The following is a 15,073-nucleotide window of genomic DNA, read 5'->3' as shown; positions in this document are numbered from 1 at the left end:
CGGGCTCAGGAATTGTATGGAACCAGCAAAGCTCCCAATTTTAGGAAGCTTTTGGATTAGAATTTCGCGACAGCCTGTCGGCGGGGAGTGGGTCGGCGTCCTTTGCTCGACCACCCACCTTTGCCGACCCTCCCCCGATCGGAATGCCGATGCCGTCGGTCGCTGATCTAGCCCAATTTCAGAACTGGGGTTTTTGCCTTAACTCCTTGTTTCAGCGCGTGTTTGTGCTTTTTGTTTCGAGTGAAGTTGTCTTGCGCTCAATGATAGGGGTCGGCCGCATCCCTGAGGCCATCGCCGAAGAAGTTGAAGGCGAGCACGACCAGCATCACCGGGATCATCGGGATCAACAGCCAGGGATAGAGGTTGATGGCGCCCAGGTTCTGGGCGGAGTTGAGCAGGACGCCCCAGCTCACCACAGGCGGGCGCAGGCCGAGGCCGAGGAAGGACAGCGCCGTTTCGCCCAGGATCATTGCCGGGATCGACAGGGTGGCGCTTGCGATCAAATGGCTCATGAAATTGGGCAGGAGGTGGCGGCCGATGATGCGCGCGCGCGAGGCCCCCATCATCTCGGCGGCATGCACGAAATCCTCGTTTCGCAGCGATTTCACCTTCGAGCGCACCGCCAATGCTAGGCCCGGCCAGTCGAGCAGGCCGAGAATGATGGTGATGCCGAGAAAGATGATCACCGGGCTCCAATTGGCCGGCAGGGCCGCCGACAGCGCCAGCCAGAGCGGCAGTTCCGGCAGCGAGCGTAGCACTTCGATCAGGCGCATCACCAGGGCATCGATGATGCCGCCGACATAGCCGGCAAGCCCGCCCAGCGTCAGGCCGATCGTGAAGGAGACCGCGATGCCGATCAGGCCCACGGTGAGCGAGATGCGGGCGCCATAGACGATGCGCGACAGCATGTCCCGGCCGAGCCGGTCGGTCCCGAGCAGGAAGGCGGTACCGTTTTCGGGCGGACAGACCAGATGGAAGTTGGCCTCGAACAGGCCCCACATCTTGTAGCGCTCGCCGCGGCAGAAAAAGCGCAGCGTCTGGGGCTTGGTCTTGTCGACCTGGTAGATGCCGGGAAATTGCGAACTCTCGATGTCTCGGATGGCGAAGTTCACGGGATAGACGAAAGGACCGACGAACTGCCCGTCGTGAAACAGATGCACGCTCTGTGGGGGCGTATAGAGATAGTCGGCATTGCGCTGGTTCAAGGAATAGGGGGCGATGACCTCCACGAAAGGCAGCGACAGATAGACCAGCGCCAGGAAGATGCCGGCGAACAGGGCCGGCCGATTGCGTCGGAATTTCCACCAGATCAGCGTGGCGGAGGAGGCGCGATAAAACCGCTCCTCCTCCGCCGTCATCTTCTTGGCGACATAGGGGTCGAAGGGAGCGGGATTGACGTAATGGGGCGATCGCGACTCGGTCATTACAGTCCTATTTGCCGGTGCCGATACGGATGCGCGGATCGAGCACCGCCAGAGCGAGATCAGCGATGAACATGCCGACCACGGTGAGGAAGGCAACGAAGAGCAGGATGAAGCCGGCCAGATACTGGTCCTGGATGCGCAGGGCCTGAACCAGGATAGGGCCAATGGTCGGCAGGCTCAGCACGATGGAAACGATGGCCGAGCCCGAGACGATGCTGGGCAGGAGATTGCCGATATCGGCCACGAAGGGATTGAGCGCGATGCGGAAGGGGTATTTGAGCAGGGCCTGGCCCGGCGGCAGCCCCTTGGCCTTGGCGGTGACCGTATATTGCTTGGAAAGCTCGTCGAGCAGGTTGGCGCGCAGCCGCCGGATCATGCCCGCGGTGCCGGCGAGGCCGATCACCACCACCGGCACGATCATGTGGCTGAGGAAGGAGCCGAGCTTGCCCAGCGACCAGGGCGCGTCGGCATAATCGGGCCCGAACATGCCGCCGATCGAGATGCCGAACCAGCGGTTGAGATAGAACAACAGCGCGAGGGCAAGCAGGAAGCTGGGCGTCGCCAGGCCGATATAGCCCAGGAACGTCACCACATGGGCACCGATTGAATTGCGACGGGTGGCCGAGTAGATGGCAATCGGAATGGCGACGAGATGGATGAAGACGATCACCGCCAGGTTGAGCAGGACGGTCAGCAACAGGGCATCGCCGACCACCGCCTTAACGGGTTGCTCATATTCGAACGACCAGCCCCAATAGCCCTGCAGCAGGCCCTTGAAGCCGTTGGGACCGGGCAACACGCCGAGCCAGGTGGCGTATTGGTGGAGCAGCGGCTTGTCGAGGCCGTATTGCGCCCGCATCGCCTCCGCCTTGGCGACGCTGGCAGCCTCGCCCTGGGCCCTGAGTTCGTTGATCTTGTTGGTCAGGAAGTCGCCCGGCGGCAGCTTGATCACGATGAAGATCAAAAGCGAAATCAAGAGCAGCGTCACCACCATGGTGGCGAAGCGGCGCAGCACATAGCGCATCATGGCGCATTCCCCGTCACCACGATGTTGTCGTAGTAGAATTCGTCGACGCGATAGACACCGATCAGGGCCGTCGGCTCCCAGGAAAACACCGCCTTCTTCGGGATGTTGCGGATGGCCTTGTTGACGATGATGGGCTTGAGCGCTCCCTGCACGGTGCCGATGCTGAACTGCTGGTCGGCATGGAGGGAGAGCATTTCCCGCCAGATTGCCGCCTGGGCGTTCAGCGTGGTCGCATTCATCCACTGCTCCCACAAGGACATCAGCTCGATCGCTTCGGGCATGTCGGGCTTTTCGCCAGCCATGCCACCGGTTTCGGCATATTGGCCCCATTTGGGCCAGGAGTAATTATCTTGGCGCAGGGGTGCCAGCCCGCTGGGCGGCATCAGTGCGGTTGGAATGGCGTTCTCGAGGCCTTCGCTCGCCGTCACCAGCGTAAGGCCTGAAAAGGAGCGCTTGTTCAGGTCGTTGCTGTCCTCGGCCTTCACCACCACCTTGAGGCCGACATCCTGCCAGAACTCGCTGGTGATCTCGAGCGCGTCGGCAACGTCGCGGGCGTTGCCGGCGACCTCGACGATCAACTCCGCCTCCCGGCCGTCGGGCAGGAGGCGGAAGCCGGCGGCATTGCGCTTGTTGAGGCCGGCTTCGTCCAGCAGCTTCTTGGCGAGCGCGGGATCGTAGGTGGCCCAACGCTTGCGGTCGTCCTCGCTGTAGAGGGCGCTTTCCGGCATCACCGTGTTGTTGCCCTCGATGCCGAGCCGGAACCACAGCGAATTGTTGAGCGTGTGGCGGTCGATGGCCAGCGACAGGGCCCGGCGGAAGCGGACATCCCGCAGCACGGCACGCCAGACCGGGTCGTTGCAGGTGAGGTTGGGAAACAGGGCGAAGGCGGAGCCGCGCGCGATCGGCCAGGCCAGCGTGCGATAGGCGTGGCTGGCCTCGCCTTCCTTGAGCGTGGGAATGTCGCTGGTACTCAGCCCCCAGGCCAGCAGATCGACCTCTCCCGCATTCGCCTTGGCGGCGAACAGGCCCGCGGACGAGATCGAGACCACGATGCGGTCGATATAGGGAAGCTGCCGTCCGCGGGGATCAATGCGGTGAAAATAGGGATTGCGCTCGAACACATATTGCTGGGACGGCGCCTTGGTCACCACATGCCAGGGATCGAGCGTCGGCATGTCCGGGTTCGAGTTCTCATAGGGATCATCGAGCTTGTTGTAGAGCGCAGCCCAGGACATCATCTGCCGGTCCGCTGCCATCTTGGCGAGCTTGTCCGCATCCCCATATTTCTTGTGGAACTGCTTGAGATAGTGAGCCGGCGAATAGATCCAGATCGGTCGCGGCCCCGCCAGCGAGGGCAGGAATCCCGGATTGGGCTTAGACCAGCTGTAGCGGATATGAGTGGCGTCGAGCACCTCGACCTTCGGCTTTTCGCCGTCGACCAGCATGAAGGCGGGCGGGCCGGTTGGATTGAGCTTCGAATTAAGGGCGACATCTTCCCAATAGAAGCGGAAATCCTCGGTGGTGAAGGGGGCACCATCAGACCAGCGATGGCCTTCGCGCAAGGTGAAGGTGAAGGCCTTGTCGTCCTCGCTGGCGACGGCCTGCAGGACATCTGGCTCCAGGTTGAGATGCTCGTCATAGCCAACCAGGCGGGTATAGCCGATGACGTTGATGTAGCGCAGATCCCGGGCCTTGGACGCCAGCGTGCGGATCTCGCCGCCATAGTCGCCGAGGCTGCGATTGCGGGCGAGCATGTCGGCCACCAGCGGCACCTTCGGCAGGCGATCGAGCAGCGGGGGCAAGCTGCCATCGGCGATCTTGGCCACCAGGGAAGGCGGCTCGGCCGGAGCCGGCGGCGGATCCGCGATGGCCGGGCCGGCCAGGAAGAAACCGAGGGCCAATGCCGCGGCGACGCTCTTGAGGACGGTGAAGCCGGTGTTCACGCCGCTTCCCCCCTGCGCTGGTCGGCTGCGCTGGCGCCGAGGCGGACGAAATGGCGGGGCTCCACCTCCACCATGATGGGCGGCGGTGCGTCCGGAAGGATGGCGAAGGGGGCGGGCCAGCGCTCGGGCTGGGAGGCGCCGCCGGTCTTCAGCTTGGCGAAATCGAGCGGGTTGGCGAGGTCGACGTCCGGAATGGCCTGCAGCAAGGCCTTGGTATAGGGATGCTGGGGCGAGCGGAACAGCACCTCGCGCGGCGCCTGCTCCACGATATGGCCGCGGCACATCACGGCGATGTCGCGGGCCATGTATTCGACCACGGCGAGATTGTGGGAGACGAAGAGGTAGGACACGCCGAGTACCGCCTGCAGGTCCTTGAGCAAATTGAGGATCTGGGCCTGGACCGAGACGTCGAGGGCCGAGGTGGGCTCGTCGCAGAGGATCACCTGGGGCTCCAGAGCCAGTGCCCGGGCAAGACCGATGCGCTGGCGCTGGCCGCCCGAGAAGGAATGCGGGTAACGGCGCATATATTGCGGCTCGAGCCCGACCAGTTCGAGCAGGGCCTTGACCCGCTCATGACGTTCGTCGGAGGTGCCGATGCTGTGGATCCGCAGGGGTTCCGACAAGATGTCGAACACCGTCATGCGCGGATTGAGGCTGGAGAAGGGGTCCTGGAACACGAACTGGACCGAGCGGCGATAGGTCTTGAGCGCCTCGCCGTCCAGCGCGAAGACGTCGCGCGGGCCGCTGCCGTCGTCGAAGCGGACTTCGCCGCTGTCCGGTGCGCTGCCGGGTGCGCGCATGATCATGCGTGACAGGGTGGTCTTGCCCGAACCCGATTCACCGACGAGACCCAGCGTGGTGCCCCGTTCGAGCGAAAGTGAGACGTTGTTCAGTGCCTGGATCGTCTCGCTGCGGCCCGACCACATGCCCGCGCGCATCGTGAAGCTCTTGGAGACGTTTTCGACCTGGAGGACCGGGCCGGCGCCTGCCGGTGCAGGCGCCGCGGCTCCACGCGGCGGCACGGCGATTTCCCGCAAGGGCTTCAGCCTTTCGCCCGGCTTCATGTTGAAATGAGGCACGGCCCGCATCAGGGCCTTGAGATAGTCATGTCGGGGATCCTGGAAGATGGCGTCGCGGCCGCCCAGTTCCATCACCTCGCCGCGATACATCACCACGACCTCGTCGGCCATGTTGGCGACCACGCCGAGGTCGTGGGTGATGAAGATCACCGCCATGCTCTGGTTCACGGCGCTCTTGGCGTCCTGGATTTCCTTGATGAGGGCGAGGATCTGCGCCTGGGTGGTGACGTCGAGCGCCGTGGTCGGCTCGTCCGCGACCAGTAGGGCCGGCCGGCAGATCAGGGCCATGGCGATCATGGCGCGCTGGCGCATGCCGCCCGACAGTTCGAAGGGATAGGTGGTGAGCATGCGCTGGGGATTGCGGAAATGGATCTTGGCGAAGAGATCGAGCGCCCGCTCATTCGCCTCGCGCCGGGAACAGCCCGTATGCACGATCAGCGCCTCGGTGACCTGGTCGCCGATGGTATGTACCGGCGACAACGAAGTCATCGGCTCCTGGAAGATCATGGCGATGCGCCCGCCCCGGATGGCGCGCATCTCCGGTCCGTTGGGATTGAGCTTGACGAGATCCGTCGTCGTGCCGGTGGCGGGATCGCGGAACAGGCAGCTGCCACCCGTGATCCGCGCCGTCTTGGAAAGCAGGCCCATGATGGCCTGGGCCGTCACCGACTTGCCGGATCCGGACTCGCCAACCACCGCCAGCGTCTGTCCTTCGAAGACATCGAAAGACACGTTCTTCACCGCGTGAACCAGGCCGGTGTCGCCCTGGAAATCTACGCTGAGCTCGCGCACGCTCAGCAACGGCTGGTTGATCATCCCCGCTCCGCAGTCTCTCCGATGCCCGTTTTCCGGTGCTTGTCGCTTGCCAGACTATTCCCACGCGCAATCGAGCGCTACTGCTATCTGGCGTGTGTATCGTTTTTCGATCCAGCGCTTCACGCAAATAACGCGTGCGCCGGCAGGAAACGTATATTCGCGTGATTCTTGAGCTGTCCGAACAACCTATCCAGAAAACTCCAAATCCAGGCATCGTGTACGAGGTGATGCGTGAGTATGCCCAAGGGTTCGTCATGTTCAAGGGCACGGATGAATTGCGACAATACCAGAAAAGGATCGAGCAGGCCGCCGCCTTGTTTCCAGGCGATCGGATCGACGTGAATATTGACGACGGTAAGATCATGCAGCTCGGCGGCTGGCCGCGGGCCGGCAACGGACAGGCCGCGAAAGCCGAGGGCCGCGAGGCCATCGATCAGCGTCGGATCAATGCGGTTCCAGGGCGGCACCAGGATGGGCAGGCAGCGCGCACCGAAGCTGGAGCGCAATGTCGAGAGGCCCTGGCCGAGTTCCGCCAGCACCTCGGCGGCAGGACGATGGCCGAGCTCCTGTTTCTTGGCACCGGGTGGAGCATGATTGGCATGGGCATAGCCGTGGACGAGAATGTCGACTGCCTGGGCGTCGACGTCCCGTTCTTCGGCAACCGCCTCGATGAGGCTTGGTGAAGCGGCAGCGGGAATGACGGCCAGTGAAAGTGGCAGGCCGTGGCGATGCGCGAGGGCAAGCAGGCGGTCGAGCGCCGGCGTGGCTGATACGGCATCGTCGTCTCGCCACCACAGGCGGACTTCGCGGCGGGTGGCGAGGGCCTGGTCGAGGCGGGTCCAGGCCTGGGCCAGGTTTTCGGCCCGCTGCGCCGCTTCTTCCACTCCTCGCACGCTCCCGGCAATACCGTCGAGGGCAAGGACGGGCGCTTCGCCGCGAGGAGTGCGCGCCAGGGCGGCCTTGACGGCTGCCGCCAGAGACGGGCCGGAAAGATCTGCTTCATCGACGATGCGGGCGAGGCCGAGAGCGTGGAAACGCTCGGCACGCAAGCGCTGCTCGGCTTCCTTGCCCTGCTCGAAAGGCACCACCACCGCCGGCACGCCCGCGCGGGCGAGATCGATCATGGTGTTGTAGCCCGCCTGGCTCACCGAGGCGGCAGCGCCCGCCAGCAGGAAAGGAAAATCCGGCCTGGCACGCTCGACGATGACCCGGGGACCGGCGCTGGCCGCCAGTGCCTCGAAATCATCAGCGGCGACGCCGTGCCCGACCAGCAGGCGCCAGCACGCCAGCGGATCGGCAAGCGCCGCGGCTTCGATGGCGGCGCGATAGAGCGGCAGGCTGGCGGCACTGCCGCCGCCCGAGACCAGGATTTCGCCGGAGGGGAGGGCCTGGACCGGCGCGGCCGTGTCGGCGATGTAGCCGGTATAGGTCAGGATGCGCTCCAGCCCCGGGCTGGTGGGCCAGGAGGCCGAAAGCGGCGTGACTACGGCGTCGCCATGCACGAGAACGCCGTCATAGAAGCGGGCGAGGACGGCCTCCGTCTCCTCCACCCGGGTCGGCTTGGCCGGCGGGTTGAGGATGTCGCGGATGGAGGCGAGGATGGCGATCGGTCTGGCCCGATTGCGCGCCGCCTCGATCAAGGCGCGGAATTCCGCGGCGAGTTGGCGCCGGCCGAAGGGATAGGTTTCGGTGACGACCACGTCGGGCTCGGCAGATTCCAGCGCCGCCAGGATGGCCTCGATGCGGGCCTGGCGGATGTCGTCCCCAATCTCCCGGCCATCCGGGCCGAGCAGGGTGCGGAAGTCGACGCCGATGCAATGCACGGGCGGCAATTGTACGAAGGTCGCCCCCTCGACTCGGATCAGGGGAGCGGGCCGGCCACCGCTGATCAGGGTGACGCGATGGCCGGCCGAGACCAACCCGCGCGCCAGGGCCGCCGCGCGAGCGAGATGGCCGACGCCGAGCAGATGGGTGACGAGGATGAGGACGGAGCGGCTCATGCGGTGGGCTTTTCCGGTTGGATCAGGGGCAGCAAGGCCTCGCGCAAGCGGCGAGAGGCGGAGGCGAGCGAGCGCTCGTGCCGGGCAAAGGCGAGGGCCTGGCCGGCGAAACGCTGCCGCAGGGCGGTGTCGCGCATCAGCCTGGCGAGGGAGTGACCGAAATCGGCGGCATCGCCGGGCCTGGTCAGCAGGCCGGTCTGCCCGTCCAGCACCACCGAGCCCACGCCGCCGAACTTGCCGGCGACCGCGGGGCAACCCTGCAGGGCTGCCTCAAGAAAGATCATGCCGAAGGCCTCGTTCACCGCCGGCCAGGCCAGCAGATCGGCCTGTGCATAGAGTGAGGCGAGCCTGGCGCGATCATCGATGCGGCCATGGGGGGTGATGCGCTTGCCGAAGGGGGCGAAGAGTGCCTCAACCTTGGCTCGGGCGGGGCCATCGCCGACGATGTCGAGACGCCAGTCGAGATCGGCATCGAGTTCGGCCAGGGCCGTGGCCAGAATGCCATAGGAAGTCAGCTTGTCGCGTTCGCGCATCATGGCGACGGTGAGAAGGCGGCAGGGGCCGTGTTCTGGCCGGCTTCGCGCCAGCGACGGCCAGGCGGCAGCATCGATGAAGGGCGGCAGGTCGACCAGAACCTGGCCATCAGGTCTTGCCGCCTCGAGCATGGCCCGGTCGTTCGGATTGAGGATGAGAATCAGCGAGGCTGCGTCGAGGGCAGCCTCCGCCTGGGCGTGCCCGTCTGCCCAGGCGCCGCTCGCGCGCTTGGGCGCCCGCGATCCCTCGGCGATCACATAGGGAATGCCGAGGGCACGCGTGATCGCCGGGCCAACGAGGTCCGGCGCCTTGTAATAGACGTGATAGGTGAACCACAGCGCGGGCCGTTCCTGTGGCTGTTCGCGGTAAAGAGTAAGCAGGCGGCTCACTTCCGCCTGTGCTTGCCCCAAAAAATCCCGCCCGCCGACCGGATCGGCCGTCCGCAGTGTCGAGGCGATATCGACCTCGAAGCCGGCGCCTCGCAGCGCGGCCAGGAAGAGGCGCGCGGTTTCCCGGTCGCCCGAAGGCACCGGGTGATCGGGGGGCTTGAGCGGGGCGTGGAAGGCGATCCGGGCCATGGAAAGCGATGATCTGCTTGAGCGCTGCGGGAGGCCGTTCCCGCAGGCGGAACAGACCCCTTCCGCTTAGCCCGCTGTCGCTGGTCGCACAATCCCTTGTCGGAAGCCTTGCCCCTCTTCGAAGCCCTCTAGGGGGATCAGCGCGTGAAACTCACCACATTGCCGGCATCGACATTGAGAAAATTACCGGTGGACTTGGCCGAAAGGTCGGAGGCGAAGAAGTAGACGGCCTCGGCAATGTCCTCGGGATAGACCGAGCGCTGCAGCAAAGAGCGCTTGCGATAGAACTCCTCCAGGTCGTCCTCGCCGATCTTGTTGGAGGCCGCGCGCTGCTGGCGCCACTCGCCCTGCCAGATCTTGGAACCGCGCAGCACGGCGTCGGGATTGACGACGTTGACACGGATGCCGTGCGGCGCCCCCTCCAGAGCCATGCAGCGGGCGAGATGGATTTCCGCGGCCTTGGCGGTGCAATAGGCCGAGGCGCCGGCCGAGGCCGAGACGCCGTTCTTGGAAGCGATGAAGACCAGGGAGCCGCCATTGCCCTCGTTCTTCATCAGGCGATAGCCCTCGCGCGCCACCAGGAAATAGCCGGTGGCGAGGATGGAGATGTTGCGGTTCCACAGTTCCAGCGTGGTGTCCTCGACCGAAGCGGCGGAGGAAATGCCGGCATTGTTGACCACGATGTCGATGCCGCCATAGCTGCGCGCGGTTTCCTCGAAGGCAGCGATCACGCTCGCCTCGTCGGTGACGTCCATCGCGATGCCGCGCACCCTGTCCTTGCCGAACAGCTTGCCGAAATCGGCGACGGCCGCGTCGAGCGAGGTCTGGTCGATATCGGCCAGCACGGCATTGGCGCCTTCCTGCATCAGGCGGGCGGCAATTGCCCGGCCGATGCCGCCGGCACCGCCGGTGACGAGGGCGGTGCGCCCGGCCAGACCTTTGGGCTTGGGCATGCGCTGGAGCTTGGCTTCCTCCAGCAACCAGTATTCGATGTTGAAGGCTTCCTGCTCGGGCAGGCCGACATAGAGGTCTACGCCGCTGGCGCCGCGCATCACATTGATGGCGTTGACGTAGAATTCGGCGGCGATGCGAGCCGTCGCCTTGTCGGCGGCGAAGGAGAGCATGCCCACGCCCGGCACCAGATAGATCACGGCATTGGGATCACGCATGGCCGGCGAATCGGCATGCTTGCAACGCTCGTAATAGGCGGCGTAATCGGCCCGATAGGCCTCGATCAGGCCATCGAGGGAGGCGATGGCGGCCTCAACGTCACCGGCGAACGGGATCACCAGCGGGCGGATCTTGGTGCGCAGGAAATGGTCGGGGCAGGAGGTGCCGAGCGGAGCGAGCTTGTCGAGCGCGTTCGAATTGACGAATTCCAGCACCTCGGGCGCGTCGGTGAAATGGCCTGATTTAGCCTGAGCCTTGCCGATCTTGCCGCGAATGGCGGGCATCAGGCGGGTGGCGATGGCAGCGCGCTCGGCGGCGGGCAGGGACGTGACCTTGCCGCCCTCGAAGGTGGGCTTGCGCGCCTTGGCTTCCAGCCAGTCGGCCGCCTTCTGGATGATGCGCAAAGTGAGCTGGTAGCAGGTCTTGGCATCGTCATGCCAGGTGAACAGGCCATGCCCGCCGAGCACCACGCCCGTGAGATGCGGGTTCTCGGTCGCCAGCTTGGAGAGCTTGAGGCCGAGGTCGAAGCCCGGGCGCTGCCAGGGCAGGAAGCCGATCTCGCCACCGAAAATCTCCTGCGTCAATTTTTCGGCGTTCCGCGAGGCGGCGATGGCGATCACCGCGTCGGGATGGACGTGATCGACATGGATTTTGGGCACGAAGGCATGCAGAGGGGTGTCGATAGAGGCGGCGCGCGGATTGAGGTCGAAGGTGCAATGCGGCAGATAGCCGACCATCTCGTCCTCATGCGCGAGGCCACGATAGAGACCCTTCAGGGCTTCGAGCTTGTCGAGATAGAGGGTGGAGAAACCATCGAGCTTCATCGAGCCGATGTCCCCGCCAGAGCCCTTGACCCAGAGCACGGTGACGTCCTGGCGCGTCAGCGGATCGGTTGCCGTCACCTTGGCTGAGGTGTTGCCGCCGCCGAAATTGGTGATGCGCAGGTCCGAGCCCAGCAGGTTGGAGCGATAGAGCAGCTTGCCTGGTTCATCGAGGGAACTGGCGACGGCGTCGTCCCAGAGATCTGCGAGTCGTGCGGAGGCCATGGCATGCGTTTCCTGTGTCATTGTTCCCGGACCTTATGAACGCTCTCGCTCATGGTCAATCATTCTCGCTCACTTAATGCGCATATTTTGTCGTTCAATGCAACAAACTATGCGTTTCGTTGACATGCATGAGCGAATGAGCGAGTTTATGAGCGAATGGAGGAGGCATGCACGAACAGGAACGCTGGCAGGCCATCGTCAGGCTGGTTGGGGAGCGCTCGGTGATCTCGGCGCGCGAGCTTGCCGTCGTCACCAGGGCCTCACCCGCAACCATTCGCCGCGATCTCACCCATCTGGCCGCGCAAGGCATGGTGCAGCGCATGCATGGCGGCGTCCGCGCCCTGCCCTCGCCGGAAGGCGCGAAGCTCGAGGCCCGGCGTTCGGGGGGCAGCCAGGCCCTCAACGCCGAGCGGAAGAGAGCGATCGCCGAGCGCGCGGCGGCGCTGTGCCGGGACGGGGAGTCCATCATCATCAATGGCGGCTCGACCACCTTCCACATGGTGGAGTTCCTGCGGGCCTCGCGCCTGCAGATCCTGACCAACTCCTTCCCGATCGCCGCGGCGTTGATGCAGGAGAGCGATAATCGCATCATCCTGCCGGGTGGCGAGATCTATCGCGATCAGAGCCTGATCCTCTCGCCCTTCGACGAGGATTCGATCCAGCATTACACGGCGTCGAAAATGTTCATGAGCGCGGCCTCCATCGGTCCGCTCGGCCTGATCGAGAGCGATCCGCTGATCGCACGGGCCGAAGCCAAGCTGCTCAATCGTGCGGCCGATCTCGTCGTCCTGGTGGATTCCTCGAAATTCGAGCCGCGCGGCTCGATGGCCGTCGCGCCGCTATCGCGTATCCGCCGGCTGATCACCGATGACGGCATTCCGCCCGCTGCCCGCGACATGCTGGAGGAGAATGGCGTCGAGGTCGAGGTGGTTCGTGTGGCAGGTTGACGACGAGTCTTCTGGCGAAATTCCTATCAGTTCGGTCCGCTGATCGAGGTTGCCAAACGAACCGCTTCAGGTGCTCGATCGCAACGAGGCTCGCGATGCCGAGTTCGCGCTTGCGAACTCGGTTTTTGTTATTCTTCTCGTTCCTATTCCTCGCTACGCAACTTGTGCCTGCGCCCGCAGAGTTGTGGCGTCGCTCTCAAGCTGATCGACTGCGATGTCGTCCCGATAGGTTTCCGGACCCATCCATACGGCATAGGCCGTGCAGAGGCCGAGGAAGATCGAATAAAGCGCCACCGGCCAAGACGAGCCTGAAGCCCACGACACCATCAAGGTCGCCAATGCGGGTGCCGGGCCGCCGGCGAGAAGCGACCCGAGTTCGCGCGCGAAGGCGAAGCCCGAGAAGCGGCGCGCCGGTCCGAAGAGTTCGGAGAAATATGCAGCCTGTACGCCGAACATCATACCAACCGCTATCTGCGCCAGCCAGAACGCGGCGATAGAAGCCAGGAACGATTTCGACTCCAGCAGCCAGAAAAATGGAAACGCGATGAGACACCCAAACAACGCGCCAGCAATGTAGATGGGCCGTCGGCCGATGCGATCCGACAGTGCCGCAAAGCCGATCACACAAGCTATCTGCACGACATAACTGGTCATCAACACCAGCAATGATTGATCCTTGGGGAATTCGAGCGTGTTCACCGCGTAGCTAAGTCCGAATACCGGGAATAGATAGCCAAAGCCGTTCTCGGCAAGACGCGCGCCGAGGACGACGAAGAAGTTGCGCGGCTGCTTCGTCAGCGACTCGATGATAGGGTTTTTCGACTTCTTTTCCGGCTCGGCGGCTATCTTCTCGAACACCGGTGTTTCATCGATACGGTAGCGCACGAACAAGCCGAACGCGACGATAACGATGCTGGCCAGGAATGGTAGGCGCCAGCCCCAATCCATGAATTGCTCTTGCGGCAGTTGCGAGACGAGCCAGAACGCGCTCGATGCCAACATCATTCCGAGGCCGACTCCGGCGGGCGCAAACGAGCACCAGAAGCCGCGTTTGCCGATTGGCGCATACTCGGCGAGCAGGATCACGGCGCCCGTATATTCGGCACCTGCGCCGAAACCTTGCATCAGTCGCATCGTGACGAGAAGGATTGGCGCCCAGATGCCGATTTGGTCGTAAGTCGGTAACAGGCCGATGAAGACTGTGCCGATGCCGACTATCATCAAGGTGATCAGCAGCACCGGCTTGCGGCCGATGCGGTCGCCAAGATAACCGAAGAACAAGCCGCCGAAAGGGCGGGCGATGAAGCCGACGCCGAACGTTGCGAGGGCGATCAGCGTGCCCTTACCACCGAAATCGGCGAAAAATAGCTTGCCGAACACGAGACCGGCGGCCGTCGCATAGATGAAGAAGTCGTACCATTCGAGTGCAGAGCCGACGCAGGACGCGACGATGACCTTGCGCGGATGCATTTCCGCCGCAGCTTTTGGCATAGAGAATCCTCCCCGGAGGCATTTGTTTTGTATCGAATGACCGGCGCCTCGTTGGGCGCCGGCTGCGCTTTACGCACAGGGGCACGGCACGGCTATGCTGCGCGCTCGTCCTTCTGACCTGCCTTGGCGAAGGCGCTGACCGCGCCCGCGCTCTTCTGAGTCTTGAAGATCGACGACGCGTCCGGCGCCGGCGGCAACGGCAGGAGTACAGGTACGTCTTTCAGACGCGGACGCATCGTCTGCTCGCCGAAGATGATCCGGCTTTGCACTGCGTCATAGACTTGGCGCTGGTTCATGTTGAGGAAGGCGCCTGCGCCACCCGCGAGTGGCCAGGCATCGGCCGCGCACATCTCATAGAAACAGATGAGGCGCGCCCGATCAGACACGTTCGGCGCGGACCCATGCAATGTACGGCAATGATGTACCGTCATCGAACCGGCTTTGCCGGTCAGCGTGACGATCTTGTCCTTCTCGAACAGCGGGTCGCTCGGATCGATTGCGCCGGCGAATACGCCGTTGACGAAGTGACTGAGTATCGGGCCCTTGTGCGTGCCCGGTATGACGAGCAATGGACCGCTTTCTTCCCTGACGTCCTCAAGCATGAGGCCGATTGCCAGCACGTCATCATTGGTGTGCGGATAGAACGCCCAGTCTTGGTGCCATTCGACGGCGGCCCCGCCGCCTGGTGCCTTCGTATTGAGCTTCGAGGTCTGCAAGCGCACGGCCGGACCAAGAAGGGCTTCCAGAACCGAGCGGAATTTGCTGGATTTCAATATGTCCCAGAACGCGGGCATCTGAATGTGCGGCATCTTGATGCGCGTCAACTTCGGATTGTCTTTTGAGTGCCCATCGTCGAGGTCGAACACCTCATCGCTCACCGAGACGGCCCGCGATTGATCGATCTTCTCATAGGTCAGACGTCGCAGTTCTTCGAGCTCCGCGCCCGTAACAACATCCTCGACAAGAATGTAGCCATCGTCGTGATAGGCCTGGATTTGGGCTTCACTGAGCATTTTTC

At 63.8% G+C, this 15,073-nt stretch carries 10 protein-coding genes; 1 reads left to right on the top strand and 9 read right to left on the bottom strand.

Annotation, left to right across the window (positions count from 1 at the left end; translation table 11 throughout):
• Positions 1-257: 257 nt before the first annotated feature.
• The 7 genes from ACZYTC_RS18150 to ACZYTC_RS18120 form a co-directional block, all read right to left on the bottom strand.
• A complete protein-coding gene (locus ACZYTC_RS18150; RefSeq protein ID WP_454811828.1) occupies positions 258-1,424 on the bottom strand; it encodes an ABC transporter permease in 1,167 nt (388 codons plus the stop codon).
• A gap of 7 nt (positions 1,425-1,431) precedes the next feature.
• Positions 1,432-2,451 carry an ABC transporter permease gene (locus ACZYTC_RS18145; RefSeq protein WP_488990239.1) on the bottom strand — a complete coding sequence of 340 codons (1,020 nt, stop codon included), beginning with the start codon at positions 2,449-2,451 and terminating at the stop codon, positions 1,432-1,434.
• Positions 2,448-4,394: an ABC transporter substrate-binding protein gene (locus ACZYTC_RS18140; RefSeq protein WP_454811831.1), complete on the bottom strand. Its 1,947-nt coding sequence runs from the start codon at positions 4,392-4,394 to the stop codon at positions 2,448-2,450. The genes ACZYTC_RS18145 and ACZYTC_RS18140 overlap by 4 nt, the downstream gene beginning before the upstream one ends.
• On the bottom strand, positions 4,391-6,289 hold the full coding sequence (locus ACZYTC_RS18135; RefSeq protein ID WP_488990238.1) for an ABC transporter ATP-binding protein: 1,899 nt from the start codon (positions 6,287-6,289) through the stop codon (positions 4,391-4,393). Before ACZYTC_RS18135 ends, ACZYTC_RS18140 begins: the two co-directional genes overlap by 4 nt.
• 119 nt (positions 6,290-6,408) lie before the next feature.
• Positions 6,409-8,289: a glycosyltransferase gene (locus tag ACZYTC_RS18130; protein ID WP_488990237.1), complete on the bottom strand. Its 1,881-nt coding sequence runs from the start codon at positions 8,287-8,289 to the stop codon at positions 6,409-6,411.
• Positions 8,286-9,401, bottom strand: a complete 1,116-nt coding sequence (locus ACZYTC_RS18125; protein WP_441774208.1) for a glycosyltransferase family 4 protein — start codon at positions 9,399-9,401, stop codon at positions 8,286-8,288. The genes ACZYTC_RS18130 and ACZYTC_RS18125 overlap by 4 nt, the downstream gene beginning before the upstream one ends.
• A gap of 137 nt (positions 9,402-9,538) precedes the next feature.
• Positions 9,539-11,617, bottom strand: coding sequence for a bifunctional rhamnulose-1-phosphate aldolase/short-chain dehydrogenase (locus ACZYTC_RS18120; protein WP_488990236.1), 2,079 nt, complete (start codon positions 11,615-11,617; stop codon positions 9,539-9,541).
• A 167-nt stretch (positions 11,618-11,784) separates the two neighbouring features.
• Here ACZYTC_RS18120 and ACZYTC_RS18115 point away from each other — a divergent pair, with 167 nt between their 5' ends.
• Positions 11,785-12,564, top strand: a complete 780-nt coding sequence (locus ACZYTC_RS18115; RefSeq protein ID WP_488990235.1) for a DeoR/GlpR family DNA-binding transcription regulator — start codon at positions 11,785-11,787, stop codon at positions 12,562-12,564.
• Positions 12,565-12,717: 153 nt separating this feature from the next.
• On the opposite strand, the gene ACZYTC_RS18110 is transcribed toward ACZYTC_RS18115, so the two are convergent.
• Positions 12,718-14,055 (bottom strand): MFS transporter, encoded by a 1,338-nt coding sequence (locus ACZYTC_RS18110; protein WP_441774205.1) that lies wholly within the window; start codon positions 14,053-14,055, stop codon positions 12,718-12,720.
• Between the two features lie 92 nt (positions 14,056-14,147).
• A complete protein-coding gene (locus ACZYTC_RS18105) occupies positions 14,148-15,068 on the bottom strand; it encodes a phytanoyl-CoA dioxygenase family protein (RefSeq protein ID WP_441774204.1) in 921 nt (306 codons plus the stop codon).
• Positions 15,069-15,073: the final 5 nt, after the last annotated feature.

Source organism: Labrys sp. F242 (assembly GCF_057813875.1).
The sequence above is the reverse complement of the archived record's forward strand: the minus strand, read 5'-3'. Positions and strand labels throughout refer to the sequence as shown.

What these genes read in the sequence shown, in the direction of transcription:
- ACZYTC_RS18150 (WP_454811828.1), bottom strand. Translation starts at nt 1,424, where the DNA reads ATGACCGAGTCGCGATCGCCCCATTACGTCAATCCCGCTCCCTTCGAC.
- ACZYTC_RS18145 (WP_488990239.1), bottom strand. Translation starts at nt 2,451, where the DNA reads ATGATGCGCTATGTGCTGCGCCGCTTCGCCACCATGGTGGTGACGCTG.
- ACZYTC_RS18135 (WP_488990238.1), bottom strand. Translation starts at nt 6,289, where the DNA reads ATGATCAACCAGCCGTTGCTGAGCGTGCGCGAGCTCAGCGTAGATTTC.
- ACZYTC_RS18130 (WP_488990237.1), bottom strand. Translation starts at nt 8,289, where the DNA reads ATGAGCCGCTCCGTCCTCATCCTCGTCACCCATCTGCTCGGCGTCGGC.
- ACZYTC_RS18125 (WP_441774208.1), bottom strand. Translation starts at nt 9,401, where the DNA reads ATGGCCCGGATCGCCTTCCACGCCCCGCTCAAGCCCCCCGATCACCCG.
- ACZYTC_RS18120 (WP_488990236.1), bottom strand. Translation starts at nt 11,617, where the DNA reads ATGGCCTCCGCACGACTCGCAGATCTCTGGGACGACGCCGTCGCCAGT.
- ACZYTC_RS18115 (WP_488990235.1), top strand. Translation starts at nt 11,785, where the DNA reads ATGCACGAACAGGAACGCTGGCAGGCCATCGTCAGGCTGGTTGGGGAG.
- ACZYTC_RS18110 (WP_441774205.1), bottom strand. Translation starts at nt 14,055, where the DNA reads ATGCCAAAAGCTGCGGCGGAAATGCATCCGCGCAAGGTCATCGTCGCG.
- ACZYTC_RS18105 (WP_441774204.1), bottom strand. Translation starts at nt 15,068, where the DNA reads ATGCTCAGTGAAGCCCAAATCCAGGCCTATCACGACGATGGCTACATT.